Origin of the sequence: Motilibacter rhizosphaerae (assembly GCF_004216915.1) — a bacterium.
GTDB classification, from domain to species: Bacteria; Actinomycetota; Actinomycetes; order Motilibacterales; family Motilibacteraceae; genus Motilibacter; species Motilibacter rhizosphaerae.
On record NZ_SGXD01000001.1, the window covers coordinates 1,107,659 to 1,131,585 of the forward strand.

At 76.0% G+C, this 23,927-nt stretch carries 22 protein-coding genes, 1 tRNA gene and 1 other RNA gene; 10 read left to right on the top strand and 14 right to left on the bottom strand.

Annotated elements, in window-relative coordinates; translation table 11 throughout:
* Positions 1-8 precede the first annotated feature (8 nt).
* The 3 genes from EV189_RS05025 to EV189_RS05035 form a co-directional block, all read right to left on the bottom strand.
* Complete coding sequence (locus EV189_RS05025) at positions 9-797, bottom strand: SDR family NAD(P)-dependent oxidoreductase (protein ID WP_130491792.1); 789 nt, start codon at positions 795-797, stop codon at positions 9-11.
* Positions 794-1,591, bottom strand: a complete 798-nt coding sequence (locus tag EV189_RS05030) for an alpha/beta hydrolase (protein WP_130491793.1) — start codon at positions 1,589-1,591, stop codon at positions 794-796. The genes EV189_RS05025 and EV189_RS05030 overlap by 4 nt, the downstream gene beginning before the upstream one ends.
* 81 nt (positions 1,592-1,672) lie before the next feature.
* Positions 1,673-4,444: an ATP-binding protein gene (locus EV189_RS05035; protein WP_165400137.1), complete on the bottom strand. Its 2,772-nt coding sequence runs from the start codon at positions 4,442-4,444 to the stop codon at positions 1,673-1,675.
* A gap of 137 nt (positions 4,445-4,581) precedes the next feature.
* Here EV189_RS05035 and EV189_RS05040 point away from each other — a divergent pair, with 137 nt between their 5' ends.
* Together EV189_RS05040 and EV189_RS05045 are read left to right on the top strand one after the other, a co-directional pair.
* Positions 4,582-5,331, top strand: coding sequence for an alpha/beta fold hydrolase (locus EV189_RS05040; protein WP_130491795.1), 750 nt, complete (start codon positions 4,582-4,584; stop codon positions 5,329-5,331).
* A gap of 51 nt (positions 5,332-5,382) precedes the next feature.
* A complete protein-coding gene (locus EV189_RS05045) occupies positions 5,383-6,636 on the top strand; it encodes a GNAT family N-acetyltransferase (protein WP_130491796.1) in 1,254 nt (417 codons plus the stop codon).
* A gap of 21 nt (positions 6,637-6,657) precedes the next feature.
* Here the strand turns inward: EV189_RS05045 and EV189_RS20950 are convergent, their stop codons facing one another.
* The 3 genes from EV189_RS20950 to EV189_RS05055 all read right to left on the bottom strand — a co-directional run bounded on the left by EV189_RS20950 (position 6,658) and on the right by EV189_RS05055 (position 8,417).
* The gene (locus tag EV189_RS20950) at positions 6,658-6,783 is read right to left on the bottom strand and encodes a hypothetical protein (protein ID WP_269204167.1); all 126 of its coding nucleotides are present in this window, start codon (positions 6,781-6,783) and stop codon (positions 6,658-6,660) included.
* A gap of 77 nt (positions 6,784-6,860) precedes the next feature.
* Positions 6,861-8,066: an RNA polymerase sigma factor gene (locus tag EV189_RS05050; protein WP_130491797.1), complete on the bottom strand. Its 1,206-nt coding sequence runs from the start codon at positions 8,064-8,066 to the stop codon at positions 6,861-6,863.
* Positions 8,067-8,069: 3 nt separating this feature from the next.
* The gene (locus EV189_RS05055; protein ID WP_231116098.1) at positions 8,070-8,417 is read right to left on the bottom strand and encodes a YciI family protein; all 348 of its coding nucleotides are present in this window, start codon (positions 8,415-8,417) and stop codon (positions 8,070-8,072) included.
* Positions 8,418-8,565: 148 nt separating this feature from the next.
* On the opposite strand from EV189_RS05055, the gene EV189_RS05060 reads away from it, so the two are divergent.
* On the top strand, positions 8,566-9,360 hold the full coding sequence (locus EV189_RS05060; RefSeq protein ID WP_231116069.1) for a pentapeptide repeat-containing protein: 795 nt from the start codon (positions 8,566-8,568) through the stop codon (positions 9,358-9,360).
* A gap of 3 nt (positions 9,361-9,363) precedes the next feature.
* On the opposite strand, the gene EV189_RS05065 is transcribed toward EV189_RS05060, so the two are convergent.
* The 4 genes from EV189_RS05065 to EV189_RS05080 form a co-directional block, all read right to left on the bottom strand.
* Complete coding sequence (locus EV189_RS05065) at positions 9,364-10,050, bottom strand: hypothetical protein (RefSeq protein WP_130491800.1); 687 nt, start codon at positions 10,048-10,050, stop codon at positions 9,364-9,366.
* Between the two features lie 20 nt (positions 10,051-10,070).
* Positions 10,071-10,667 (bottom strand): LytR C-terminal domain-containing protein, encoded by a 597-nt coding sequence (locus tag EV189_RS05070; RefSeq protein WP_231116099.1) that lies wholly within the window; start codon positions 10,665-10,667, stop codon positions 10,071-10,073.
* Between the two features lie 38 nt (positions 10,668-10,705).
* Positions 10,706-11,002, bottom strand: a complete 297-nt coding sequence (locus EV189_RS05075) for a type II toxin-antitoxin system VapB family antitoxin (RefSeq protein ID WP_130491802.1) — start codon at positions 11,000-11,002, stop codon at positions 10,706-10,708.
* Positions 11,003-11,167: 165 nt separating this feature from the next.
* Positions 11,168-11,252: transfer RNA gene (locus tag EV189_RS05080), tRNA-Ser, on the bottom strand.
* A 106-nt stretch (positions 11,253-11,358) separates the two neighbouring features.
* Here EV189_RS05080 and ffs point away from each other — a divergent pair.
* The 4 genes from ffs (at position 11,359) to EV189_RS05100 (ending at position 15,313) form a co-directional block, all read left to right on the top strand.
* Positions 11,359-11,448: signal recognition particle sRNA small type (gene ffs / locus EV189_RS05085), an RNA gene on the top strand.
* Between the two features lie 281 nt (positions 11,449-11,729).
* The gene (locus EV189_RS05090) at positions 11,730-14,024 is read left to right on the top strand and encodes a DNA polymerase III subunit gamma and tau (RefSeq protein WP_130491803.1); all 2,295 of its coding nucleotides are present in this window, start codon (positions 11,730-11,732) and stop codon (positions 14,022-14,024) included.
* Between the two features lie 46 nt (positions 14,025-14,070).
* Positions 14,071-14,670 (top strand): recombination mediator RecR, encoded by a 600-nt coding sequence (gene recR / locus EV189_RS05095; RefSeq protein WP_130491804.1) that lies wholly within the window; start codon positions 14,071-14,073, stop codon positions 14,668-14,670.
* Positions 14,663-15,313, top strand: a complete 651-nt coding sequence (locus EV189_RS05100; protein ID WP_130491805.1) for a DUF5063 domain-containing protein — start codon at positions 14,663-14,665, stop codon at positions 15,311-15,313. Before recR ends, EV189_RS05100 begins: the two co-directional genes overlap by 8 nt.
* A gap of 142 nt (positions 15,314-15,455) precedes the next feature.
* On the opposite strand, the gene EV189_RS05105 is transcribed toward EV189_RS05100, so the two are convergent.
* Positions 15,456-17,012 carry an MFS transporter gene (locus EV189_RS05105; RefSeq protein WP_130491806.1) on the bottom strand — a complete coding sequence of 519 codons (1,557 nt, stop codon included), beginning with the start codon at positions 17,010-17,012 and terminating at the stop codon, positions 15,456-15,458.
* A gap of 55 nt (positions 17,013-17,067) precedes the next feature.
* Between EV189_RS05105 and EV189_RS05110 the strand changes: the two genes are divergently transcribed.
* On the top strand, positions 17,068-17,463 hold the full coding sequence (locus EV189_RS05110) for a MarR family winged helix-turn-helix transcriptional regulator (RefSeq protein WP_231116070.1): 396 nt from the start codon (positions 17,068-17,070) through the stop codon (positions 17,461-17,463).
* 4 nt (positions 17,464-17,467) lie between these two features.
* Here EV189_RS05110 and EV189_RS05115 read toward each other — a convergent pair whose 3' ends face one another.
* Positions 17,468-18,226 (bottom strand): class I SAM-dependent methyltransferase, encoded by a 759-nt coding sequence (locus tag EV189_RS05115; RefSeq protein WP_130491808.1) that lies wholly within the window; start codon positions 18,224-18,226, stop codon positions 17,468-17,470.
* Between the two features lie 177 nt (positions 18,227-18,403).
* Between EV189_RS05115 and EV189_RS05120 the strand changes: the two genes are divergently transcribed.
* Both EV189_RS05120 and EV189_RS05125 read left to right on the top strand, forming a co-directional pair.
* Positions 18,404-19,696, top strand: coding sequence for an aspartate kinase (locus EV189_RS05120; RefSeq protein WP_130491809.1), 1,293 nt, complete (start codon positions 18,404-18,406; stop codon positions 19,694-19,696).
* Positions 19,693-20,781: an aspartate-semialdehyde dehydrogenase gene (locus EV189_RS05125; RefSeq protein ID WP_130491810.1), complete on the top strand. Its 1,089-nt coding sequence runs from the start codon at positions 19,693-19,695 to the stop codon at positions 20,779-20,781. The genes EV189_RS05120 and EV189_RS05125 overlap by 4 nt, the downstream gene beginning before the upstream one ends.
* 69 nt (positions 20,782-20,850) lie before the next feature.
* Here the strand turns inward: EV189_RS05125 and EV189_RS05130 are convergent, their stop codons facing one another.
* Positions 20,851-22,242 (bottom strand): sensor histidine kinase, encoded by a 1,392-nt coding sequence (locus EV189_RS05130; protein WP_130491811.1) that lies wholly within the window; start codon positions 22,240-22,242, stop codon positions 20,851-20,853.
* Complete coding sequence (locus tag EV189_RS05135; RefSeq protein ID WP_130491812.1) at positions 22,242-23,900, bottom strand: FAD-dependent oxidoreductase; 1,659 nt, start codon at positions 23,898-23,900, stop codon at positions 22,242-22,244. Before EV189_RS05135 ends, EV189_RS05130 begins: the two co-directional genes overlap by 1 nt.
* Positions 23,901-23,927 lie beyond the last annotated feature (27 nt).

Here is a 23,927-nt window from a genome sequence, read left to right on the forward strand (position 1 = left end):
ACCTTGGCCTAGACCGTCGTGACCATGCCCCCGTCGATGAGGACGTCGGCCCCCGTGACGTTGCCGGCGGACTCCGACGCGAGCAGCAGGACCACCTGCGCGACCTCCTCCGGCCGGGTGAAGCGCCGTGTGGCCGTCCCCTCCACCGCCGCCGCGCGCACCGCCGCCGGGTCGACGCCCTGCGCGCGCCCCAGGGTGTCCGCGACCCCGCCGGCGCCGAGCCAGAGCGCCGTCTCGACCGGGCCGGGGCTCACCGTGTTGACGCGCACGCCCGCCGGGCCGACCTCCTTCGAGAGCGACTTGCAGAAGCTGCGCAGGGCGGCCTTGGCCGCGCTGTAGTCGATCACCCCGGGGTCGGGGAGCGTCGCGTTGACCGAGCAGATGGTGACGACCGCCGACGGAGCGGCCCGGACCAGGTGCGGCAGCGCGGCCCGGGTAGCGCGTACGGCGGAGAGCAGGTTGACCTCGAGCGCCCACTGCCAGTCCTCGTCGGTCACCGCGCCGAACCCCTCGGTGCGCGGGTGCACGCCCCCGACGTTGTTGACGAGCACGTCGACCCCGCCGAAGCGCTCCACCGCGGTGTCGACCAGCGCCTGGCACCCGGCGCTGGTGGTGAGGTCGCCGTGCACCTCGACGACCCCGCCCTCGGCGGCGAGCGCGCTCAGCTCCGCCGAGCCGCCGAGCGCGCCGGCTGCCACCTGGGCCCCCTCCTCGCGCAGGGCCCGGGCCACCGCCAGCCCGATGCCCCTGCTCGCGCCGGTCACCACGGCCGTGCGCCCCTCCAGCCCGAGCTTCACAGCGACTGCCCCCGCAGCCAGGTGAGGCAGGTGTCCGCGACCTCGCCCCAGCCCGAGTCGATGACGAGCGAGTGGCCGCGGTCGGGGAACTCGAGCAGCTCGGTGACGGCGTCGGAGTGGCGGTACTGCTTGAGCGTCGCGCGGGTGACCGACTCGGGGACCGTGTGGTCCTTGCCGCTCGCGATGAGCAGGAGCGGTCCACGACCGGAGTTCCCGGTGTCGACGCCCGCCGGGGAGTGCGGCGTGAAGTTGGCTGCTGCCGCTTCGAACAGCGGACGGCCCGGCGCGGGGATCGTCCAGCGCTCGTAGAGCTCCTGCGACTCCTCCTCCGACACGGCGTTGGCGAACGCGAAGCGGAACTGCTCGGGCGTCAGCGACACGGCACGGTGCTTGTTGGCCGGGTTCTTGAAGACGGGCAGGGTCGCGCGCAGCGCCGACAGGGGTACGGGCAGCACCCCCTTGATCTGCGCGGCGTCGATGGCGACGGCCGCCTTCGCCAGGTCCTGGCCCAGCAGCTTCTGCGCGATGAGGCCGCCGAAGGAGTGCCCGACGAGGACCGGCGGCTCGGGCATCGCCCGGATGATCTCGGCGAAGTGCGCGACGACGTCGTCGATGCCGTGGTCGGCGATCGCGTCGGGGTCGCGGCGCGACTCCTCGACGGTGTCGTGGTCCCCCGGCCAGCCGGGCGCGGCCACCTCGTAGCCCTCCTCCTGGAAGCGCGCCATCCACGGTCCCCACGAGCTGGCGTGCAGCCACAGCCCGTGGACGAAGAGCACGGTCGTTCCCACTGCCACTCCCTCGGTCGTCCCCGTCGTCCCGCAGTGCGGGCGCACCGCGGTGACGGCGACGCTAGGGGCGGGGGCGCGGTCCCGGCTTCAGTCGGACGACTGCACCAGCCCGTCGACCGGCCGCCGCGCGGCGGGGAGGACGCCGGCGAGCTGCTGGCGGCTCGTGACCCCGAGCTTGGGGAAGATCCGGTAGAGGTGCGACCCCACCGTGCGGTGGGAGAGGAACAGCCGCTGCCCGATCTCGCGGTTGGACAGCCCCTGCGCGGCGAGCTCGGCGATCTGGGCCTCCTGCGCCGAGAGCGCAGGACGTCCGCTGCCGCTCGGCGACCAGCCCCGCTCGCCGGTGGCCCGGAGCTCGTGGTCGGCCCGCAGCGCCCACGGCTCGGCCCCGATCGCGTCGAAGGACGTACGGGCCGCCCGCAGCGGGTCGCGCGACTCGGTGACCCGGCGCCGTCGGCGCAGCCAGGAGCCGTACGCCAGCTGGAGCCGGGCCTGGTGCCAGGGGAACGCGCGCGCAGCCCCCTCCAGCGCGCCGCGGAAGAGCGCCTCGGCTGCGTCGTCGTCGGCGAGCACGGCGCGGGCGTGCTCCAGGGCGATCACGGTGCCGACCGCGGGGGACCCGCCCGCCGTGCGCTCCACCTCCTCGAGCGTGCGGCGCGCCTCGTCGCGGGCGCCGCTGCGCATGGCGGCCTCCGCCAGGTAGCCCAGCGTCCAGAGCTGCTGGACCCGCTGGTGCGCGGGGTCGCTCGGCACGAAGACGCGCAGCATCTCGCCGTACGCCTGGGCGGGCCGGTCGGCCGCGAGCTCGCCGATCCCGCGGGCCAGCTGGGCGCCCGCGAGCAGGGACGAGCTCGCGTTCGGGAGCTGCAGGGCCGTCTGCTCGGCCGCGGAGAGCGCTGGGTGCCGTGCGGTCCAGCGCCCGTGCACCGCGTCCACCACGACGGTCGCGATGCGCGCGGTGGCGGCCCAGGCGCGCTGCCCGGTCTCGTCACCGAGGCGCATCCCCTCGTCGGCGGAGCGGGCGGCGTCGAACACGCCCAGGTTGATCTCGGCCCAGGAGCGGATGGCCAGCGCCTCCGCGAGCAGGCTGAGCCGACCGTCCGCCCGCAGGTCGGCGACGGCCATGGTGAGGAAGGAGTCCGCTCGCAGGAAGTCGCCCGAGCAGAAGGCGGCGATGCCGAGCAGGCTGGCGACGTCGGCCCGGCCGGCCGGCAGGCCGGGCGAGCCGTCCAGCTCGCGCAGCACGTCCGCGCTCAGCTCGAGCGACTCCACGAGCCCCAGCACGGCCAGCAGCCGCGGGTCCCCGGACGGCAGCGGGACGGCGCGCGCCGCGCCCACGATGTCGCGGCGCACGGCTTCGCCGGGGTCGCGCCACCACACCCGGCGCGCTGCCCCGAACAGCAGCTGCATCGCGAGGTCGACGTCGTCCTGGTCGGCCGCACCCCGAGCCAGCTCGACGAGGTGCCGGACCTCGCCCGGCTCGCTGGTGGCGCCGTCGTGGAACGCGCCGGTGAGCCAGGTGAGCCGGGAGCGGTCGCGAGCGCGCAGGCCCATCCGCGTCACCCGTGCGGTGACCTGCTCGACCTGGGCGTACCTCCCGAGCTCGTAGCCCAGCTCGGCGGCGCTGATCCAGCGGGCGGCCTCGTCGAGCGGGTCCGGGCTCAGCGCGGCGGCCCGCTCGAGGCGGTCCAGCGCGGTGGCGAAGGCCCCGCGCCGGCGGGCTTCCGCCGCCGCCCGCTCCAGCTCCGCGGCGACCGGCTCGTCGCGCCCGGACACCGCGCGGGCGCGATGGACGACCGCCCGGTCCGGCTCGCCGGCCAGCACGGCGGCGAGCGCCGCGTGGCCCTGCTCGCGCCGCTGCTGCGGCATCGCCCGGAGCAGCGCCGAGGCGATGAGCGGGTGGCTGACGGCGTACGACGTGCCGGAGGTGCGCAGCAGGTCGCGGTCCAGCGCCGGCCGCAGGGCGCTGCGGTCGAGGGGCGTGCCCGCGAGCAGGGAGGCTGCCGCGAGCACCACCTCGAGGTCGTCCCCGTCGTCGAGCGCCGCCACGTCGACGACGGCCCGTGCGGCCGGGTCGAGCCCGGCGGCGCGGGCGGTGAACGCCCGCTCCAGCCGGTCGGTCATCGGCAGCTCGTCGTCCAGGTCGGACCACCCGCTCGCGACCCCGCCCGCGAGCTCCAGGAGCGCCAGGGGGTTGCCGTGGGCGCCCGCGACGACGCGCTCGCGCAGCGAGGAGGGGAGGTCCGGGGCACGGGAGCGCAGCAGCGCGTGCGCCGCGTCGTCGGACAGGCCCTCCAGCCGCACGCTGGTCGTGGTCGACTCGCCGCCGAGCAGCTCGGCCTCCGAGCGGCAGGTGCTGAGCAGGAGCACCCGCTCGCTCGTCGTACGCCGGGCGACGAAGGCGAGGGCGTCGACCGAGGGCCGGTCCATCCACTGCAGGTCGTCGAGGCAGACGAGCAGCGGGGCCTCGCGCGAGCGCTCCACGAGCAGTTCGAGCGCCGCGAGCGCGGTGAAGAAGGGGTTGACCCCGCTCGCCCCGACCATGCCGAAGCCCGCGAGCAGCGCCTCGCGCTGCGGTGCGGGGAGGGCCGGTACGCCGGGCAGGAGCGGTGCGAGCACCTGGTGCAGCACGGCGTACGGCAGCTGCGACTCGGAGGCGCTGCCGCGGGCGGCGAGCACGGTGCAGCCGCCGGCCCGGGCACGCGCGGCGAGCTCGGCCTGCACGGCGCTCTTGCCCACGCCGGGCTCGCCGGTGATCGCCACCGACCGGCCCGACCCGTCGAGCCCGTCGAGCTCGCGCTGCAACCGCTCGAGGACGTCGTCGCGGCCGAACAGCCGCACCTCGTCGAGGGGAGCCATGATCCACAGCATGGCGGCACGGCGGAGCCCTCGTCCACGGTCCGCCAGTCAGCGGTGCAGTCATCGCGCGGAAGTCCCGGGACGCCGGTCGGACGACAGTCGTACGCGCCGGACCGACCCCACCCCGAGGAGCGCCGATGACGGGCAGACCGACGATCGCCTTCGTGCACGGTGCCTTCGCCGACTCGAGCGGGTGGTCAGCGACGCTCGCCGCCCTCGACGCGGAGGGCCTGGCGGTGCTGGCGGTCCCCAACCCGCTCCGCGACCTGCGCGGCGACGCGGCGTACGTCCGCAGCGTGCTGGCGACCCTGGACGGTCCCGTCGTCCTCGTCGGGCACTCCTACGGCGGGGCCGTCATCGGCGAGGCGGCGCGCGGCCTCGAGCAGGTGGCCGCGCTGGTCTTCGTGGCGGCGTACGTCCTCGACGAGGGCGAGAGCATCGCCACGGTCCTCGACCCCGAGCGGTTCCCGGGCGGGCTGCTCGGCCCGGCCACGACCGTGCAGCGCGAGTTCCCGGCGGAGCACGGCACCGACGGCGACCTGTGGATCAGCACGGACTCCTTCGCGGAGGTCTTCGCCGGCGACCTGCCGCCCGACCAGGCGCGGCTGATGTCGTTCACCCAGCGCCCGCTGGCCCTCCGGGCGGTCACCGGGACGGCCGCCGCGCGGCCGGCGTGGCACGACGTCCGGTCCTGGGCGCTCGTCGCGGAGCAGGACGGGGCCATCCCGCCCGCGGGCCAGCGCTGGATGGCGGAGCGGGCGGGCGCGACGGTCGGCACCGTCGCCTCCTCGCACGCCGTGATGGTGGCGCAGCCCGCGGCCGTGACCCAGACCATCCTCGAGGCCGTGGAGGCGGTGGCGCCGGCCACTGCGGGCGAGCGCGGCTGACGGGCGCGGCTCGCTACCGCTCCGGCGCCCCGCGGTCCTACTGTCGGGCGCATGGTGGCCGAGGTGCGTGTCGCGACCGAGCACGACGGCGTCCAGTGGCGGCGGGCCCTCGGCCTGGGCTTCCTCTCGGTCCCGGCCGAGGACGACGAGCACCTCGAGGCCTGGCACGCGACGTACGAGCCGGGCCGCTTCCTCGGCGCCTTCGACGGCGAGCGCTGCGTGGGGACGCTGCGCAGCTACGCGTACCAGCTGACGGTCCCGGGCGGCGCGCCCGTGCCGGCCGACGGCTTCGCCGGCATCACGGTCTCGCCCACGCACCGCCGGCAGGGGCTCCTCCGGCAGATGGCGCAGCTGGAGCTCGCCCGCGCCGTCGAGCGCGGGGACGCCGTCGCGCTGCTGACCGCCTCGGAGCACCCGATCTACGGCCGCTTCGGCTTCGGCCGCGCCGCGCGCTGGGGCGGGTGGCGCATCGACGTCGTCCGCTCCGGCGGGCTGCGGCCGGGCGCCGGCGAGCTCGCCCCCGGCGCGGCGGTCGAGGTGCTCGACCCGCACGACCTGCTGCACGTGGGCCCGGAGCTGCACGAGCGGTTCCGTACAGTGCAGCCGGGCGCGCTCAGCCGCAGCGAGCGCACGTGGACCGCGCTCACCGGCGACCCCGCCTTCCCCGGTAGGCCCCGGCACCCCCGCCCGTTCGTCGTCGTGCACCGCGACGCCGGCGGCGAGGTCACCGGGCTGCTGGTCTTCTCGGCCGACGCCGAGTTCCACGGCGGCGACCCGGACGCCACGCTCACCGTGCTCGACCACCTCGCCCTCGACCCGGCGAGCGCCGCGGCGCTGTGGCGGTTCGCGCTCAGCGTCGACTGGGTGCGCCACGTCCACGTCCCCCACGCGGCACCCGACGACGCGCTGCCGCTGCTGCTGGTCAACCCGCGCGCCGCCTCACCGGTCCTCGACCCCAGCGACGACCTGTGGCTGCGGCTGCTCGACGGCCCGGCCGCGTTCGCCGCCCGCACGTACGAGGCTCCTGGGCGCTCGGTGCTCGAGGTCGACGACCCGCAGGGGCTCGTGGGCGGCCGTTGGGCGCTCGACACCGCCGCGGACGGTACGGGACGGTTCTCCCGGACCGACGACCCCGCGGAGCTGGCGCTCGGGGTCGACGTGCTGGGGGCGGCGTACCTCGGCGGCGGCAACGTCCAGCAGTGCGCGGACGCCGGGCTCGCGACCGAGCTCGTGCCCGGCGCAGCGGCGCGGCTGCACCGCCAGCTGCGCACGACGCTCGCGCCCTGGTGCCCGGACCGGTTCTAGCCGCTGGGTCGCAGTGCTGCGTCAGCCGCCGGGACGCATCGCCCGCCAGCGCTCGCCCTGCGACGGGATGACCGGGCGCTGCAGCGCCCGCTCCGGCTCGTGCGCCCACCACTCGCGCAGTGCCCTGACCCGCTGCTCAAGACCCATGTCGACCTCGGCTCCGTCGCCCGTCGCGCTGGACTCCCTCGTTGGACGGTAGACCTGCTCGCGCCGCGCGGGAAGGGTCAGTCGAGGGCCGCCGCGCGCCCGGCGAGGTAGCGCTGCTCCTGCAGGTTGCGCGTGCGGCGCAGCGCCAGCGCGTACGCCTCGCGCGCCGCCTCCCGCTCGCCCGCCTGCTCGAGCAGGTGGGCGCGGACGGCGTCCAGCCGGTGCGTACGCGCCAGCCGCTCGTCGCCCGCGAGCTCGCCCAGCAGCGCGAGGCCGGCCCGCGGGCCGTGCACCATCGCGACCGCGACGGCGCGGTTGAGCGCGACGACGGGCCCGGGGTCGATGCGGGAGAGCACGTCGTAGAGCGCGAGGATCTGCGGCCAGTCGGTCTGCTCCGCGGTGGCGGCCTCGTCGTGGACCGCGGCGATCGCCGCTTGCAGCTGGTACGGGCCGACGGGCCCCGTCCCCAGCGTGCGGGTGAGCAGGGCGACGCCCTCCTCGATCTGCCGTGCGTCCCAGCGGGAGCGGTCCTGCTCGAGCAGCGGGACGAGCTCGCCGCGCTCGTCGACGCGGGCATCGCGGCGGGCGTCGGTCAGCAGCAGCAGGGCGAGCAGCCCCGCCGACTCCGGGTCGTCCGGGACGAGCGCGACGAGCAGGCGGGCGAGGTGCAGCGCGTCGGCGGTGAGCTCGCGCCGCGACACCGACGCGCCGCTGGTCGCCGCGTGGCCCTCGGTGAAGACGAGGTAGACCACCTGGCGCACGACGCGGAGCCGCTCGGGCAGCTCCTCCGCCGGCGGCAGCGCGAAGCGCTCGCCCTGCAGCCGTGCCTTGGCCCGGCTGATCCGCTGCGCCACGGTCGCCTCGGGCTGGAGCAGCGCGGCCGCGATCTCGGCGGTGGTGAGCCCGCCCACCGCGCGCAGCGTGAGCGCGAGCTGCGCGGGCGGGGTGAGCAGCGGGGAGCAGCACAGGAGGAGCAGCGGCAGCGAGTCGTCGACGCCCGTCACCGGCCCGGGCACGTCCAGCGCGTCCTGCTCCTCGCGCCGGACGCGGGCGCTCTCGCTGCGCCAGGCGTCGACCAGTCGCCGTCCGGCGACGGTCAGCAGCCACGCGGCGGGGTCGTCGGGCACCCCGTCGCGCGGCCACTGCGCGCTGGCGGCGAGCAGCGCCTCCTGCACGGCGTCCTCGCAGGCGGCGAACTGCCCGTGCCGGCGGACGAGCGCGCCGAGCACCCGCGGCACCGCCTCGCGGACGGCCGCCTCGACCCGCTGCTCCTCCGTCTGCACGGCTCAGTCGATGTCGGGCGGCCCGTCGGCCACCCGGCGCAGCTCGACCCGTCCGGACCACCGGGCGATGCGGCCGGCGATCTCGACGACGCGCTCCTCGCTGGCGACGTCGAGCACCCAGTAGCCGGCGAGCGCCTCCTTGGACTCGGCGTACGGGCCGTCGCTCACCACGACCTGGCCGTCCTGCAGGCTGACCACCCGCGCCTCGTCGGCGAGCCCGCGCGCCTCGACGAGCTCGCCGCTGGCGCGCAGCTCCTCGTCGATCGCGATCATGAAGTCGATCATCTCCCGCACCCAGTCGCCCGGCTGCGTCGCCATCATCTCGCCGGCACTGCCGAACATCAGCAGCATGTACTTCACCGCAGGCACCTCCCCTCGTCGTCGCGCCCGTCGTGGGCGCGTCACCTCCTGGTCGGAGCCGGGCGCCCGTCCTCGACAGCCCTCCGCGACCCGGGGCCAGCATGCCCGAGGGGCGGCGCCCGGCACGTACCCTGCGGCGGTGGACGGGGCTCCGCTCGACGCGCGCACGGCACTGCTCCGCGCCGACTGCGCCTCCTGCACGGGGCTCTGCTGCGTGGTGCCGGCCTTCGCCGCGTCCGCCGACTTCGCCATCGACAAGCCGGCCGGCACCCCGTGCCCCCACCTCGCGCTCGACTCCCGCTGCCGCATCCACGACGAGCTGCCCCAGCGCGGCTTCCCCGGCTGCACCGCCTTCGACTGCCTCGGCGCGGGCCAGCGGGTGACCGCCCGCTTCGCCCCGCGCTCGTGGCGGGACGCGCCCGACGAGGTGGCCGCCGCCTTCGAGGAGGCGCGCGGGCTGCACGAGCTGCTCTGGTACGTCGCCGACGCCCTCGCCCGGCCGCTGCCCGTGGAGCTCCGCGTCGGGCTCGCCACGACGTACGCCGCGCTGGACGCCGCCGTCGACGCGGGCGAGCCCGCCGGCCCGTGGTTCCCGCGCGTCGACCCGCTGCTGCGCCGCGCTTCGGACGCGGTGCGTACGGCGTGGCCGGCTGCGCGGCAGCTGCGCCGCGCCGACCTCGCTGGGGCCGACCTGCGTGGTGCCGACCTCCGCGGCGCCGACCTGCGCGGAGCGCTGCTGCTGGGCGCGGACCTCACCGGCGCGCGGCTCGCGGACGCCGACCTCGTCGGCGCCGACCTGCGCGGAGCCCGGCTCGCGGGGGCGGACCTGCGCGGGGCGCTGTTCCTCACCCCGGTGCAGGTCGCCGCAGCCGTCGGCGACGCGCGGACCCTGCTCCCCGAGCACCTGGCGCGGCCCGGCCGCTGGCGGGGCTAGGGCTCAGCCGCTGCCCAGGCGCAGGTGCGCGGCGATGAAGTCGGCGGCACCCGTCCCCGCGCCGGAGGCGACGCTGACGGTGGTGATGACGACGGTCTCGCCGCAGATCGCGTAGTACTGGCGGCCGCGCACCGGCGCTGTCGAGCCGGCCGGCGTGAACGTGTAGTCGACCTGCACCGCCGGCAGGCCGGACAGCGTCGTCGTCCGCGTCGTGACCCCGCTCGCCGACAGGCTGCGCAGCCCCGAGGTCGCGGCCGGCACCACCTTGGCCACGTCCGCAGGGGCGAGGCCCTTCGCCGGCTTCAGCATCACGGTGACGTTGGGGGCGAAGCCGGTCGACGGCTTCAGCGCCACGAGCGAGGCGCCCTGGTCGAACGCGTACGCCGCCTGCGCGGAGGTCCGCGGGTCCGGCGTCGCGCTGGTGGCGACGGGCGTGGGGGAGACCTCCACCGCCCCGGGCGAGGTGGGGTCGGAGACGACGCGCCACCCGGCCGGCAGCACCAGCGCGTAGCGGTGGCCGGCGTCGACCACGCGCACGGTCCCGGGCGGCGACGTGGGCGTCGTCAGCGGCACGGGCGCCGTCGAGGCCGCCGGCCGAGCGCCCGTCCCGCCGTCGTGCTCACAGCCGGTGACGACGGGGAGGGCCACCGCCAGCGCCAGCAGCAGGGCGCGGAGGGGCGGCTGACGCATCCGACGAGGGTACGTGCCGCTCAGCAGGCGGCGGTCGCCGCGACTGCCGGGGCGAGGCGCACGAAGCGGCTCCCCAGCACGAGCTCGACGCGGGCGTCACGCCGCGTGTCGAGCACGTCGGTGGCGCCGGGCACGAGGGTGTGGACGCGACGGGCCGCCGCGACCCCCTTGGTGCCGTGCCGCACCTGCGCGACGCCGGCGACCGCGGTCCCGGTGGGGGCGTTGCCGACCTTCGCCACCCGGTAGCCCCGTCCCTTGAGCTCGGTGCCGACCGTGGCGGCGAGACCGCCGCGCGGGGTCGCGTTGAGCACGACGAGCGTCACCGCCCGCGGCGAGGGGCACGCGGGGGACGGCGACGGGCTCGGGGCGGCCGCGCGCGTCGGGGCGGCCGGCGCCACGGCGGGCTGGTGCGAGCCGCGGTGCAGCGACCAGCTGCTCGGCCACGCGTGCGGCAGCGCGTCCTGCGCCCACGTCGCCCAAGCCGCCCCGGCGACCGCCAGCAGCAGGACGAGCAGCAGCGTGCCGCGGACCCGCCGGCGACGGCGGCGGCGCCGCCAGTCGATGCCGCCGCGGTGCTGCTTGGCGCCCTTGATCTCGAACCCGCGCGGGGTCAGCATGCTCACTGCGCTGCAGCCTGCCGCTCGGGTCGCACCGCTCAGCCCTCCAGGGGGAGCACGCGCGCGTGCAGGACGGTCCGCTGCTGCAGGGCCGCGCGCAGCGCGCGGTGGAGCCCGTCCTCGAGGTAGAGCTCGCCCTGCCACTCCACGACGTGCGCGAACAGGTCGCCGAAGAACGTCGAGTCCTCGGCCAGCAGGGCGGCGAGGTCGAGGGTGCGCTTGGTGGTGATGAGCTGGTCGAGGCGCACCTGGCGAGGAGGCACCCGCGCCCAGTCGCGCTGCGAGGTGCCGTGGTCCGGGTAGGGACGCGAGTCGCCGACAGCCTTGAACAGCACCTCGGCAGACTAGACGACGCGGCGGCGCCTGCCGAGGGACAGGGGCAGGACGGACGTCACGCGCATTCCGGGCAGGTCGGCCCCCTGCGGAGGGCGCGGCGGCGAGCACCCCCTTCGCACCAGGAGCCGGCGCGCAGCGGTGGGCTGCGGCCGGCTCCGGGGCGGCGGAGGATACGGGATTTGAACCCGTGAGGGGTTGCCCCCAACACGATTTCCAATCGTGCGCCCTAGGCCACTAGGCGAATCCTCCGCCGAGGAGGATACGGCAAGCGGAAGGGCCCTCGCGCACGGCGCCCGGCGCCTCGGGGGGTCCTGCCGTGCGGCTGCGGTGGCCGTCGGCCGCTACAGTAGGGCCCAGCCCCTCGCGTGGCGCTACCCGTCGAACCTCCCCAGGGCCGGAAGGCAGCAAGGATAAGGCGGCTCTGGCGGGTGCGCGGGGGGCCCTCGCGTCCCCGGGGCCGGGCCCCCGCGCGCCGCCGCAGCGCTCGACGGCTGCCCTGGAAGTTGATCAGGCTGCCTGATCGAGTGCGCGGCCGACCGGACGACGTGGTGCCCGGCAGCACGAGATCGCGTGCGGTCGGCGTGCACCTCGTACGGCCGTCCCGACCGCGGCCCGCGACAGCGGGGTCACGGCTCGCGCGCACGCCGCTCCCCGACGCGGGGACCCCGCACCTGCCTCCCCCAGAGGACGGCAGCGGCTGTCGGTGCGGACGGTTAGCCTCGGTCCGTGCCCGAAGCGCTCTACCGCCGCTACCGACCCGAGACGTTCGCGGACGTCATCGGCCAGGAGCACGTGACCGAGCCGCTCTCGCAGGCGTTGCGCAAGGACCACGTCCACCACGCGTACCTCTTCTCCGGCCCGCGCGGCTGCGGCAAGACGACGAGCGCGCGCATCCTCGCCCGCTGCCTCAACTGCGCGCAGGGCCCCACCCCGACGCCGTGCGGCGTCTGCCAGAGCTGCACCGACCTGGCCCGCGGCGGGCCCGGGAGCCTCGACGTCATCGAGATCGACGCGGCGAGCCACGGCGGCGTCGACGACGCCCGCGACCTGCGCGAGAAGGCGTTCTTCTCGCCCTCGTCCTCGCCCTACAAGATCTACATCGTCGACGAGGCGCACATGGTCTCGCCGCAGGGCTTCAACGCCCTGCTCAAGGTGGTCGAGGAGCCCCCGCCGCACCTCAAGTTCATCTTCGCGACGACGGAGCCCGAGAAGGTCATCGGGACGATCCGGTCGCGGACGCACCACTACCCCTTCCGCCTCGTGCCGCCGAGCCGGCTGCAGGAGCACCTCGCCGGCATCTGCGCGAGCGAGGGCGTGGCCGTGGCGCCGGGCGTGCTCCCGCTCGTGGTGCGCGCGGGGCGCGGCTCGGTGCGCGACGCGCTGAGCGTGCTCGACCAGCTGGTGGCGGGGGCGGGGGACTCGGGCGTGACGTACGAGCTCGCCACCGCGCTGCTCGGCTACACCGACACCGCCCTGCTCGACGCGGCGATCGACGCCCTCGGCGCCGGTGACGGGGCGAGCGCCTTCCTCGCGGTCGACCGCGTCATCGAGGGCGGGCTCGACCCCCGCCGCTTCGCCGAGGACCTGCTCGAGCGGCTGCGCGACCTCGTCGTGCTCGCCGCCGTGCCCGACTCGGCAGGGGCGCTGCTCGCCCACCTGCCCGCCGACGAGATGGAGCGGATGCGGGTGCAGGCCGCCGGCTTCGGCTCCGCCGGCCTCTCGCGGGCCGCGGACATCGTGTCCGCCGGGCTCACCGAGATGCGCGGGACCACCACGCCGCGCCTGCAGCTCGAGCTCACGGTCGCCCGCGTCCTGCTGCCCGCCGCCGAGGGCGGCGAGCGCGCGCTGGCGACCCGGCTCGAGCGGATGGAGCGCCTCGTCGCGGGCGGCGTCGCGATGGGCGTGCCCACGGTGCCCGACGAGGTCGCCCGCACCTCGCCGGTCTCCCCGCGGCCCCGGCCCGTCGAGCAGCCGCCCGCGGCTCCGGCGCAGCAGCGGCCCGCGCAGGAGCGGCCCGTCGAGCGGGCACCCGAGCCCGTGCGCGCGCAGCCCGACCCCGCGCCCGCGGCGGCGGCCGCCGCCGTGCCGCCGGCACCCGTCGTACCGGTGCCGGCCCAGGCCCCATCGGCTCCCGCGGCCTCCTCCGGCGGTGCGGGTCCGCGCGACCTCGGCAGCGTGCGCGAGATGTGGCCGGTCGTCCTCGGCACCCTGGCCTCGCTGAAGCGGACGACCTGGACCCTCGTGAGCTCGCAGTCGCAGGTCGTGGGCGCGGGGGAGGGCGTGCTGACGCTGGCGTTCCCGACCCCGGGGCTGCGCGAGCAGTTCGCGGGGCGCTCGGACCACGCCGAGTTCGTCCGGCAGGCGCTCATCGACGTCCTCGGCGTGGACTGGCGGATCGAGGCGGTCGTCGGCGGCCCCGGCGCCGCGCCCGCGGCGCGGCAGGAGCAGCGGCGCCCCGAGCCCGCCGCGCCGGCCCCCGCACCCCAGCCGGACCCGCCCGCCCCGCCCGGCCAGCAGGCGCAGCCCCAGCCCACCGAGCAGCCCGTCCGGAGCGAGCAGTCCCCGTCTCCGCGGCAGCCCGAGCAGCGCGCCCGCGACCCGCGGCCCGCGCCCGACCAGCCGCGTCAGGACCCCCCGGCGCGCCAGGAGCAGTCCGACGGGAGCCGCTCCGACGCCGCCCGCCCCGACGCCGCCCGCCCCGACGCCGCTCGCCCCGGGGCCGCGCGGCGCGCGCCCGCGCGGGAGCCCGAGCCGCCGGGCTGGGACGACGCCCCGCCTTCCCCGGAGGACGAGGAGACCGCCCCGCCGGACCCCGCGCAGCCGGAGCCCGCTCCGCTCTCCCCCCGGGCGCGCGCGCTCGCCGCCGTCGCGGGGACCGCGGGCCGCCCTGCCGCCGTCCCGCCGGAGCACGACGAGCCCGCCGCCGACGACCAGGTGCTCGACGACGACGGGCTGAGCGGCATCGCGCTGCTCCAGCGCGACCTCGGCGCGCGCGTGATCGGGGAGTACGACAATGCGTGAGCCGACCCGCCAGAGCACGACGACCCCCCAGACCAGGAGCGCCTAGGTGTACGAGGGTGTCGTCCAGGACCTCATCGACGAGCTCGGCCGGCTGCCCGGCGTCGGGCCGAAGAGCGCGCAGCGCATCGCCTTCCACCTGCTCGCCGCCGACCCCGTCGACGTGCGCAGGCTCGTCGTCGCGCTCGAGCAGGTCAAGGAGAAGGTCCGCTTCTGCCGGGTGTGCGGCAACGTCGCGGAGGAGGTGGAGTGCCGCATCTGCCGCGACGCCCGGCGCGACCTCAGCGTCATCTGCGTGGTCGAGGAGTCCAAGGACGTCGTGGCGATCGAGCGGACCCGCGAGTTCCGCGGCCGCTACCACGTGCTCGGCGGCGCGATCAGCCCCATCGAGGGCGTCGGCCCCGACGACCTGCGCATCCGGGAGTTGCTCGCGCGGCTCGCAGATGGCACGGTGACCGAGTTGATCCTGGCCACCGACCCCAACCTCGAGGGCGAGGCCACGGCCACCTACCTCGCGCGCATCCTCAAGCCGATGGGGCTGCGCGTCACACGGCTCGCGAGCGGGCTGCCGGTGGGTGGCGACCTGGAGTACGCCGACGAGGTCACCCTCGGACGCGCTTTCGAAGGAAGGCGACTTCTCGATGTCTGACACGACTGCCGGCTCGGAGACCGGCGGCGCGGGCCAGGAGGACTGGACCGACTTCGCGGCGGAGATCTCCGACCAGGTCGAGAGCTTCGTGCTGGCCGTGCGCGAGATCTCCGCGGGCCAGAGCCCGGAGACGGCGATCTCGCTGCTGCTGCTGGAGGTGTCCCAGGTCCTGCTCGCGGGGGCCCGGCTCGGCGCCGTCCAGGACGTCGTCCCGGACGAGCGCTTCGAGCCCGACACCGGCGGCGACGCGGACCTCGAGGCCGTGCGCACGTCGCTCGCGGCGCTGCTCGAGCCGGTCGACGAGTACGCCGAGGTCTTCGACCCCTACGCCGACCCGCCCGAGGTCGTCACCACGACGCTGTCCGACGACGTCGCCGACGTGCTCGTCGACCTCGTCCACGGGCTGCAGCACTACAAGGCCGGCCGCGTGGTCGAGGCCCTCTGGTGGTGGCAGTTCTCCTACCTGTCCAACTGGGGCTCCACGGCGAGCGCCGCGCTGCGCGCGCTGCAGTCGATCATCAGCCACGTCCGCCTCGACTCCACCGTCGAGCACGACGACGAGCTGCTCGCCGAGGACCGCCTGCTCGCGCAGACGGTGGCCGACGCGGTGGCGCCGCCGCAGGGCTACGTCCCCCGCCACTAGCCGCTGCCAGCGGGCCCTGCCACCGGCCGCTGCCAGCGGGCCCTGCCACCGGCCGTTGCCAGCGGGCCGTGCCACCAGCCGTCGGCGCCCCGGGGGAGTCCCCCGGGGCGCCGACGCCGCTCGGCCCAGCGGCCGACGGGCCTCAGCCGGTCGTGGCCGGCTCGGCGGCCGTCCCCTCCGGAGCCGTCCCCCGCGCGGCCGACCCCTCCGTGCGGGCGGCGGGCAGCAGCCCGTCGACGACCGCGGGTGCGGCGACCCCCGCGCGCCGCGCCCGCAGGACCTTGACGAGGCCCGGCAGCGTGACGACGAAGCCGAGGACCGCGGCGGTGATGCTCACCGTCGTGCCGCTGACGTACGCGTCGAGCGTCCGCTGCGGGGTGGGCGACGAGCCGGACGAGCTGTCGAGCACGGCCGTCGTGACGGCGAGGAAGAGCGCGCCGCCGATCTGCGTGGAGGTCTGGACGAGGCCCGAGGCGAGCCCCTGCTCCTCGTCGGCCACGCCGGCGGTGGCCGCGGTGTTGACCGCGGCGAAGCTCAGCGCGAAGCCCAGGCCGAGGGGCAGCACGGCGGGGAGCACGACGCCGAGGTAGCCCGTCTCCAGCCCGATGCGGCGGAACAGCGCGTAGCCGAGCACGAAGGCGGCCATGCCGAGCGCGAGCGGGACCAGCGGCCCGTACCTGTCGATGAGGCGCCCGACCAGCGGCGCTGCGGCCACGACGAGCAGGCCCATCGGCAGCAGCCCGAAGGCCATCTCCAGCGCGGACCAGCCCAGCGTCCGCTGCAGGTAGAGCGAGGCGATGAACTGGAAGCCGACGTACCCGCCGAAGATCGTCGCGGCGGTGAGGTTGGCGGCGACCAGGCCGGGGGTGCGCAGGACGCCGAGGCGGACGAGCGGGGCTGCGGAGCGCAGCTCGACGACGGTGAACAGCGCGACGAGCAGCCCGGCGAGCACGAAGCCGCCGACCGTCACCGGCGAGCCCCAGCCCTCGTCGGGCGCGCGGACGACGGTGACGACGAGCGCGAGCAGGGCGGCGGTGACGGAGGCCGCCCCCGGGACGTCGTACGTCCGGTGCGCCACCGTGGGAGCGGGCTCGTCGCGCGGCACGAAGCGGGCCCCCAGGGCGAGCAGGACCAGCGCCAGCGGCCCGGGGACGATGAACGGCAGGCGCCAGGCGACCGAGGTGAGCAGCCCGCCGAGGACGAGGCCGAGCGAGAACCCGCTCGCCGCCGTGGCGGTGTAGACGGAGAGCGCCTTCGTGCGGGCGTGGCCCTCGGGGAAGCGCGTCGTGATGATCGACAGGGTCGCGGGCGCGGTGAACGCGGCGGCGGCGCCCTTGACGAAGCGGGCGACGACGAGCAGCGTGCCGTCGTCGGCGACGCCCGTCAGCAGGCTGGCGACGGCGAAGACGCCGAGCCCGGCGAGCAGGACGGAGCGGCGGCCGAGCAGGTCGCTGGAGCGGCCGCCCAGCAGCAGGAACCCGCCGTAGCCGAGGACGTAGCCGCTGACGACCCACTGCAGGGTGCTGGGACCGAGGTCGAGCGCCCGTCCGACGGACGGCAGGGCGACACCGACCATCGACACGTCGAGGCCGTCGAGGAAGACGGTGCCGCAGAGCACGAGCAGGAGCAGCCAGCCGCGGCGCCCGAGGCCTGCGGCGGGGGTCGGAGGAGCGGTGCTGACGACGGGTGTGCGTGTCATGGCTCCACCATATGCATGCGCATGCATGGATCGTCAACGGGGTATAGTCGAGGACGTGGCAGCAGGCACGGGTGCAGCGGTCGGCGAGGACCTCCTCGGCCAGTGGCGCGCGCTGTCCGAGCGCTGCTCCAGGGTCAACGAGGCGCTCGACCGCGAGCTGACGAGCGGCTACCGGCTCGGCCGGACCGACTACGAGGTCCTCGCCCGCCTCGACGAGGACGAGCACTCCTCGGGCCGCGTCACCGAGCTCGCCGACGCGGTCGGGCTGAGCCAGAGCGCGATGTCCCGCCTCGTCGACCGCCTCCAGGGCCAGGGCCTCGTCGAGCGCGCCTGCTGCGAGACCGACCGCCGCGGCGTCTTCGTCTCGCTGACGCCCGCGGGACGGGCGCGCGTGTCGGAGGCGCGCCCCGCGTACACCGGCGTGCTGGAGCGGATGCTCGGCGAGGGCTGAGCCCTCAGCCCGCCCCGGGCCGCTCCGCGACCACCCACCACGCGGCCGCCTGCAGCGTGAAGGGCGCCGGCGGCAGCAGGGACTCGCACGCGTCGCGCAGCGCGTCGCGCTCCTGCGGCGAGAGCGCCGTCACGTGGTCGCCCGCCGGGCCGACGCCCATCGTGAAGGGCTCCCACCACTCCTCGAAGGTCGCGAAGCGGCACTCGACGACGAGGTCGGCGTCGACCTGCGGCTCCAGCCCCGCCGCGCGCACGAGCTCGGCGAGCGAGCCGGCGCGTACGCCGGGGCGGGCGAGGTCGACGTCGGCGAGGTCGCTGGGCTGCGCAGCGGTCCAGAAGGGGTCGATGGGCGAGCGGAGGTGGTCCCAGACGCTGACCGCGACGCGGCCGCCCGGCCGGACGACGCGCGCCATCTCGCGCAGCCCCGCGAGCGGGTCCGCCATGAAGTGGACGACGAGCTGCGCGACCACGAGGTCGTAGGACGCGTCCGCGAACGGCAGGGACTCGGCCGCCGCCGTCGCGGTCGCCACGCCCGGCAGCCGCTCGGCGAGCGCGGCCACGAAGCGGGGCGAGGGGTCCACCGCGGTGACCGCCGCCGCGCCGACCCGCGCGACGAGGCGGGTGGTCAGCGCCCCCGGCCCGCACCCCACGTCGAGCACCCGCGTCCCCGGGGACGGGTCCAGCGCCGCGACCGCGGCGTCGGCGAGCGGGCTGGACCAGCGGCCCATGAAGCGGTCGTACGCGTCCGGCGAGTCGAAGGCCACGGAGCCACTCTGGAGGACGCGACGGTCCCGCGTCACGGGCCGGCGGGCGATCCGCCCGGTCGGGCCGCAACTCGCGCGCGTCGGCGCGTGCCGCGCCGGTAGACTCGGCCCCTGCACGGGACCGCTGGCCGCTCGCGGTCGCCGTCCCTCCCCGTCCGCATCCCGGAAGGCAGATCCGTGGGCCTGGTCGTGCAGAAGTACGGCGGTTCCTCCGTCGCTGACGCCGCGAGCGTCAAGCGCGTCGCGCAGCGGATCGCCGCCACGAAGCGCGCGGGCCACGACGTGGTCGTCGTCGTCTCCGCGATGGGCGACACGACCGACGAGCTCATCGACCTCGCCGAGCAGGTCACCCCCGTCCCCGGGGGGCGCGAGCTCGACATGCTGCTCACCGCCGGCGAGCGGATCTCCATGGCCGTCGTCGCCATGGCGCTGGGCAACCTGGGCGTCGAGGCCCGCTCCTTCACGGGCTCGCAGGCCGGCGTCATCACCGACTCGGCCCACGGCAAGGCGCGCATCATCGACGTGACGCCGGGGCGGATCCGGGAGGCGCTCGCCGACGGCGCCATCGCGATCGTCGCCGGCTTCCAGGGCGTCAGCCAGGACACCAAGGACATCACCACGCTCGGCCGCGGCGGGTCGGACACGACCGCCGTGGCGCTCGCCGCCGCGCTCGACGCCGAGGTCTGCGAGATCTACACCGACGTCGACGGCGTCTTCTCCGCCGACCCGCGCATCGTGCCCGCGGCCCGCAAGCTGCCGCGCCTCGCGTACGAGGAGATGCTCGAGATGGCCGCGTGCGGCGCGAAGGTGCTGCACCTGCGCTGCGTGGAGTACGCCCGCCGCTTCTCCCTGCCGATCCACGTCCGCTCGTCGTTCAGCGACCGGACCGGCACGTGGGTGACCGACATCAGCAGGACCGACCCGAGCAGCACCCAGGAGGGTTCCGACGTGGAGCAGCCGATCATCTCGGCGGTCGCGCACGACCGCAGCGAGGCCAAGGTGACGGTGGTCGGGGTCCCCGACAAGCCGGGCGAGGCGGCGCGGATCTTCCGCGCCGTCGCCGAGGCGGGCACCAACATCGACATGATCGTGCAGAACGTCTCGTCGGTGGCGACGGGCCGCGCGGACATCTCCTTCACGCTGCCCAAGACCGACGGCACGAGCGCCGTGGCCGCCCTGCGCAAGGTGCAGCCGGCGATCGGGTTCGAGGACATCCTCTTCGACGACGGCATCGGCAAGGTCTCGCTCATCGGCGCAGGCATGCGCTCGCACCCGGGCGTCTCCGCGACGTTCTTCGACGCGCTCGCCACCGCGGGCGTCAACGTCGAGATCATCTCGACCTCCGAGATCCGCATCTCGGTGGTCGTGCGCGCCGAGTCCGTCGACGAGGCGGTCCGCGCCATCCACACCGCCTTCGACCTCGACGACCCCGACGGCGCTGCCGTCGTCTACGGAGGGACCGGCCGATGAGCATCGCCCCGATCGCACGCCGGGACGGCCGGCCCACCCTCGCCGTCGTCGGCGCCACCGGTGCCGTGGGCACCGTCATGCTCGAGATCCTCAGCTCGCGCGAGGACGTCTGGGGCGACATCCGGCTCATCGCCTCCGCGCGCAGCGCGGGCAAGCGCCTGACCGTGCGCGGCGAGGAGCTCGAGGTCGTCGCCCTGTCCGAGGAGGCGTTCGAGGGCGTCGACGTCGCGATGTTCGACGTCCCCGACGAGGTCTCCGCGCAGTGGGCGCCGGTCGCCGCGGCCAAGGGCGCGGTCGCCGTCGACAACTCCGGGGCGTTCCGCATGGACCCTGACGTCCCGCTGGTCGTGCCGGAGGTCAACGCCGCGGCAGCCAAGGACCGCCCGCGCGGCATCATCAGCAACCCCAACTGCACGACGCTGTCGATGATCGTCGCGCTCGGCGCCCTCCACCGGGAGTACGCCCTCGCCGAGCTCGTCGTCGCGTCGTACCAAGCGGCCTCCGGCGCCGGCCAGCCCGGCATCGACGCCCTTCGCGAGCAGATCCGCAAGGTCGCCGGCGACGACACGCTCGGCACGAAGGCGGGAGACGTGCGCCGGGTCGTGGGCGACGGCGGCCCGTTCCCCGCGCCGCTCGCGCTCAACGTCGTGCCGTGGGCGGGCTCGCTCAAGGACGGCGGCTGGTCGAGCGAGGAGCTCAAGGTGCGCAACGAGTCGCGCAAGATCCTCGGCCTGCCCGAGCTGCGCGTCTCGGCCACGTGCGTCCGGGTCCCGGTCATCACCACGCACTCGCTCGCCGTGCACGCGGTCTTCGAGTCCGAGGTCGACCAGGCCCGCGCGCAGGAGGTCCTCGCGCACTCGCCGGGCGTCGTGCTCTGCGACGACCCCGCGAACTACGAGTTCCCGACGCCCGCCGACGTCGTCGGCACCGACCCGACGTGGGTCGGGCGCGTACGCCGCTCGCTGGACGACCCGCGCGCGCTGGACCTGTTCCTCTGCGGGGACAACCTGCGCAAGGGTGCCGCGCTCAACACCGCGCAGATCGCCGAGGTCGTCGCCGCGGAGCTGAACCCGCCCCGCACCTGACCGTCCCCGACGTCGTGGCCCTGGTGCGGTGCTGGAGCACGCACCAGGGCCACGACGTCGGGTGCCGGGTCAGCGGGGCGGGCCGATCCGCCGCGGCAGGTGCACGCTCAGCACGGTGTCGCCGGGGCGCGAGGTGATGGTGACCGTGCCGCCGTGCCGGTCCTGAACGATGCGCCGCGCGATGTCGAGGCCGAGGCCCGTCCCCCTGCCGACGGGCTTGGTCGTGTAGAACGCCTCGAACGCCCGCGCCGCCACCTCCGGCGGCATCCCGGCCCCGCTGTCGCCCACCTCGACGACGACCCCCTCGCCGTCGGGACGGGTGCGCAGCCGCAGCGTCCCCGCGCCGTCCATCGCGTCGACGGCGTTGTCGATGAGGTTCGTCCAGACCTGGTTCAGCTCACCGGCGTACGCCTCGATCTTCGGCACGCCCGCGTCGAAGTCACGCACCACGTCGACCCCGCGCAGCTTGTGGCCGAGCATCACCAGCGTGCTCTCGAGCCCCTCGGTGACGTCGATGAGCTGCACCGAGCCGCGGTCCATCTGGGAGTACGACCGCACGGCGTCGACCAGCTCGGAGACCCGGCGGGTGGACTCCTTCGTCGAGCGCAGCAGGGCGGCCGTGGTGACCGTGCTCGCGACCCAGCGCAGGGCGGGCTCCAGGGCGGCCGAGCCGACGGCCTCCTCGGCGCGCTCGCACCAGCCGACGTCCGCCCCTGCCGCAGCCAGGGCCGGCGCGAGGTCCCAGGCCAGCTCGACGTCGTGCGACTCCAGCCAGGAGCCGAGCTCCTCCTCCTGGTCGGCGAGCTCCAGCGGGTCGACGGGGCCCGCCGGCGGGGCGAGCGAGCTGCGCAGCGCGTCCAGCCCGGTGAACTGGTCGGCGGCGATCCCCGCGCGGGCGAGGTCGCGCAGCGCGTCGAGCAGCTCGCCTGCGGTCGCGGCGAGGGAGTCGACCGCCCGCGTCGCCGCCGCGGCCGGGTTGTTGAGCTCGTGCGCGAGCCCGGCGGCGAGCGTCCCCAGCGCCACCAGCGACTCGCGCTGCCGCGCCGTGGCCTCGGCGTTGCGGGCGGTGTTGAAGACGCCGGCGACGATGTGCCCGCTCAACGGGGACCAGCTGTCGCTGAGCCGCCGCAGGTCCGCCGACGGTACGCGCAGGACCCGGCCCGGGGTGACGCCCCGCGCGCTCGGGAGGTAGACCGCGTTCTCGTCCCAGCCCCGGAACCCGCCGACCCACCGCCCCGGCTGGTCGAGGCGGGCGACGACGACGTCCTCGGGCCCGACCCGGCGCAGCAGCTCGACCTCGCCCTCGAGCAGCACCCACCAGTGCTCGGCCGGGTCGCCCTGGTGGAAGAGGTCGACGCCGCGCTCGACGGGGACCTCCTCGCCGACCGCGGCGAGCTCGGCCAGCTGCCCGTCCGTCACGCCGTCGAACAGCGGGATCCCGCGCAGGTCCTCCGCGCGCATCACGACGACGCCAGGTAGCGGTGCACGAGGTAGACCGACATGGCGCCCTCGCCCACGGCGGAGGCGACCCGCTTCATCGAGTCGAGCCGGACGTCACCCGCGGCGAAGACGCCCGGGACGCTCGTCTCGAGCGCGAACGGCTCCCGCGGCAGCACCCACTCGAGCTCGCGCCCGGGGCTGCGCAGGTCCTGCCCGGTCACCACGAACCCCTTGCCGTCACGCAGGACCTGCGACCCGAGCCAGTCGGTGCGGGGGGAGGCGCCGATGAAGACGAACAGCCAGTTCGTCTTCACCTCCTCCAGGACGCCGGTGTCGCGCTCGCGCAGGCGCAGCGTCTCCAGGTGGCCGTCGCCGGCGCAGCACTCGACCTCGGTGCGCAGCCGCACCTCGATGCGCTCGTGCGCCTGGATCCGCTCGCTGAGGTACTGCGACATGGTGTCCTCGAGCGAGCGGCCCCGGACGAGCAGCACGACCCGGCTGGCGTAGCGCGCCAGGTTCAAGGCGGCCTGGCCGGCGGAGTTCGCGGCGCCCACGACGTAGACGTCCTCGCCCTGCGTCTGCGGTGCGTCGCTCGCGGTAGCGCCGTAGTAGACCCCGCGCCCGGTCAGCGCCTGCGCACCGGCGGCCTCGAGCAGGCGGTAGGACACGCCTGTCGAGACGATGACGGCCCGGGCCTCGATCTCGCCGTCGCCCTCGAGCAGGACGGCGCGCACGGGCCCGCGCGGCTCCAGGCCGACGACGTCGCGGGCGAGCACCACCTCCGCGCCGAACCGCGAGACCTGGGCGACGGCCCGCTGGGTGAGGTCGGCGCCGGTGAGCCCGCGCGGGAAGCCGAGGTAGTTCTCGATCGCCGCGCTGGTGCCGGCCTGGCCGCCCGGCGCCTCGCGCTCGACGATGACGGTGCTCAGGCCCTCCGAGGCGGCGTAGACCGCCGCCGCGAGACCGGCGGGCCCGGCGCCCACGATGCACACGTCGTACAGCGGCTGGGTGGCCGAGGTGCGCAGGCCGAGGGCCCCGGCCAGGTCCCGGCTCGTCGGTGCGCGCAGCGTCTCGCCCTCGGGGACGAGCACGAGCGGCATGTCGTCCGGTCCGGCGCCCGCCAGCCCGGCCAGGCGCTGCGCCTCGGCGTCCAGCTCGATGTCGTACCAGCGGTAGGGCACGTGGTTGCGCGCGAGGAAGGTCTTCACCTCGTGGCTGCGCTCGGACCACCGGTGCCCCAGCACGCGCAGCTCCGACGTCTCGTCGGGGTTCTCCCGCCGCCAGTCGCCGAGCAGGTCGTCGACCACCGGGTAGAGCCGGTCCTCCGGCGGGTCCCAGGGCTTGAGCAGGTAGTAGTCGAGCCCGATGTCGTTGATCGCCTTGATCGCGACGCCGGTGTCGGCGTACGCCGTCAGCAGCAGCAGCTTCGCCGTCGGCGCGTGGGTCCGGGCCTCCTCCAGCAGCTGGATGCCGGTCATCCCGGGCATCCGCTGGTCGGAGGCGATGAGCGCCACGGGACGACCGCGCAGCGCAAGCCGCGTCAGCACGTCGAGCGCCTGCGCCCCCGAGTCCGCCCGCATGACCTGGTGGTCCTTGCCGTAGCGGCTGCGCAGGTCGCGCGCGATGGCGGCGCAGACCTCCGCGTCGTCGTCGACCGCCAGGACCACGGGCTTGCCCATGCGACTCCTCCGCCCCCACGCGGGCCC

Coding starts and splice junctions, on each gene's coding strand:
- EV189_RS05035 (WP_165400137.1), bottom strand. CDS start 4,444: ATGGCTCCCCTCGACGAGGTGCGGCTGTTCGGCCGCGACGACGTCCTC.
- EV189_RS05040 (WP_130491795.1), top strand. CDS start 4,582: ATGACGGGCAGACCGACGATCGCCTTCGTGCACGGTGCCTTCGCCGAC.
- EV189_RS05045 (WP_130491796.1), top strand. CDS start 5,383: ATGGTGGCCGAGGTGCGTGTCGCGACCGAGCACGACGGCGTCCAGTGG.
- EV189_RS20950 (WP_269204167.1), bottom strand. CDS start 6,783: ATGGGTCTTGAGCAGCGGGTCAGGGCACTGCGCGAGTGGTGGGCGCAC.
- EV189_RS05055 (WP_231116098.1), bottom strand. CDS start 8,417: ATGCTGCTGATGTTCGGCAGTGCCGGCGAGATGATGGCGACGCAGCCG.
- EV189_RS05065 (WP_130491800.1), bottom strand. CDS start 10,050: ATGCGTCAGCCGCCCCTCCGCGCCCTGCTGCTGGCGCTGGCGGTGGCC.
- EV189_RS05070 (WP_231116099.1), bottom strand. CDS start 10,667: ATGCTGACCCCGCGCGGGTTCGAGATCAAGGGCGCCAAGCAGCACCGC.
- EV189_RS05100 (WP_130491805.1), top strand. CDS start 14,663: ATGTCTGACACGACTGCCGGCTCGGAGACCGGCGGCGCGGGCCAGGAG.
- EV189_RS05105 (WP_130491806.1), bottom strand. CDS start 17,012: ATGACACGCACACCCGTCGTCAGCACCGCTCCTCCGACCCCCGCCGCA.
- EV189_RS05125 (WP_130491810.1), top strand. CDS start 19,693: ATGAGCATCGCCCCGATCGCACGCCGGGACGGCCGGCCCACCCTCGCC.
- EV189_RS05130 (WP_130491811.1), bottom strand. CDS start 22,242: ATGCGCGCGGAGGACCTGCGCGGGATCCCGCTGTTCGACGGCGTGACG.
- EV189_RS05135 (WP_130491812.1), bottom strand. CDS start 23,900: ATGGGCAAGCCCGTGGTCCTGGCGGTCGACGACGACGCGGAGGTCTGC.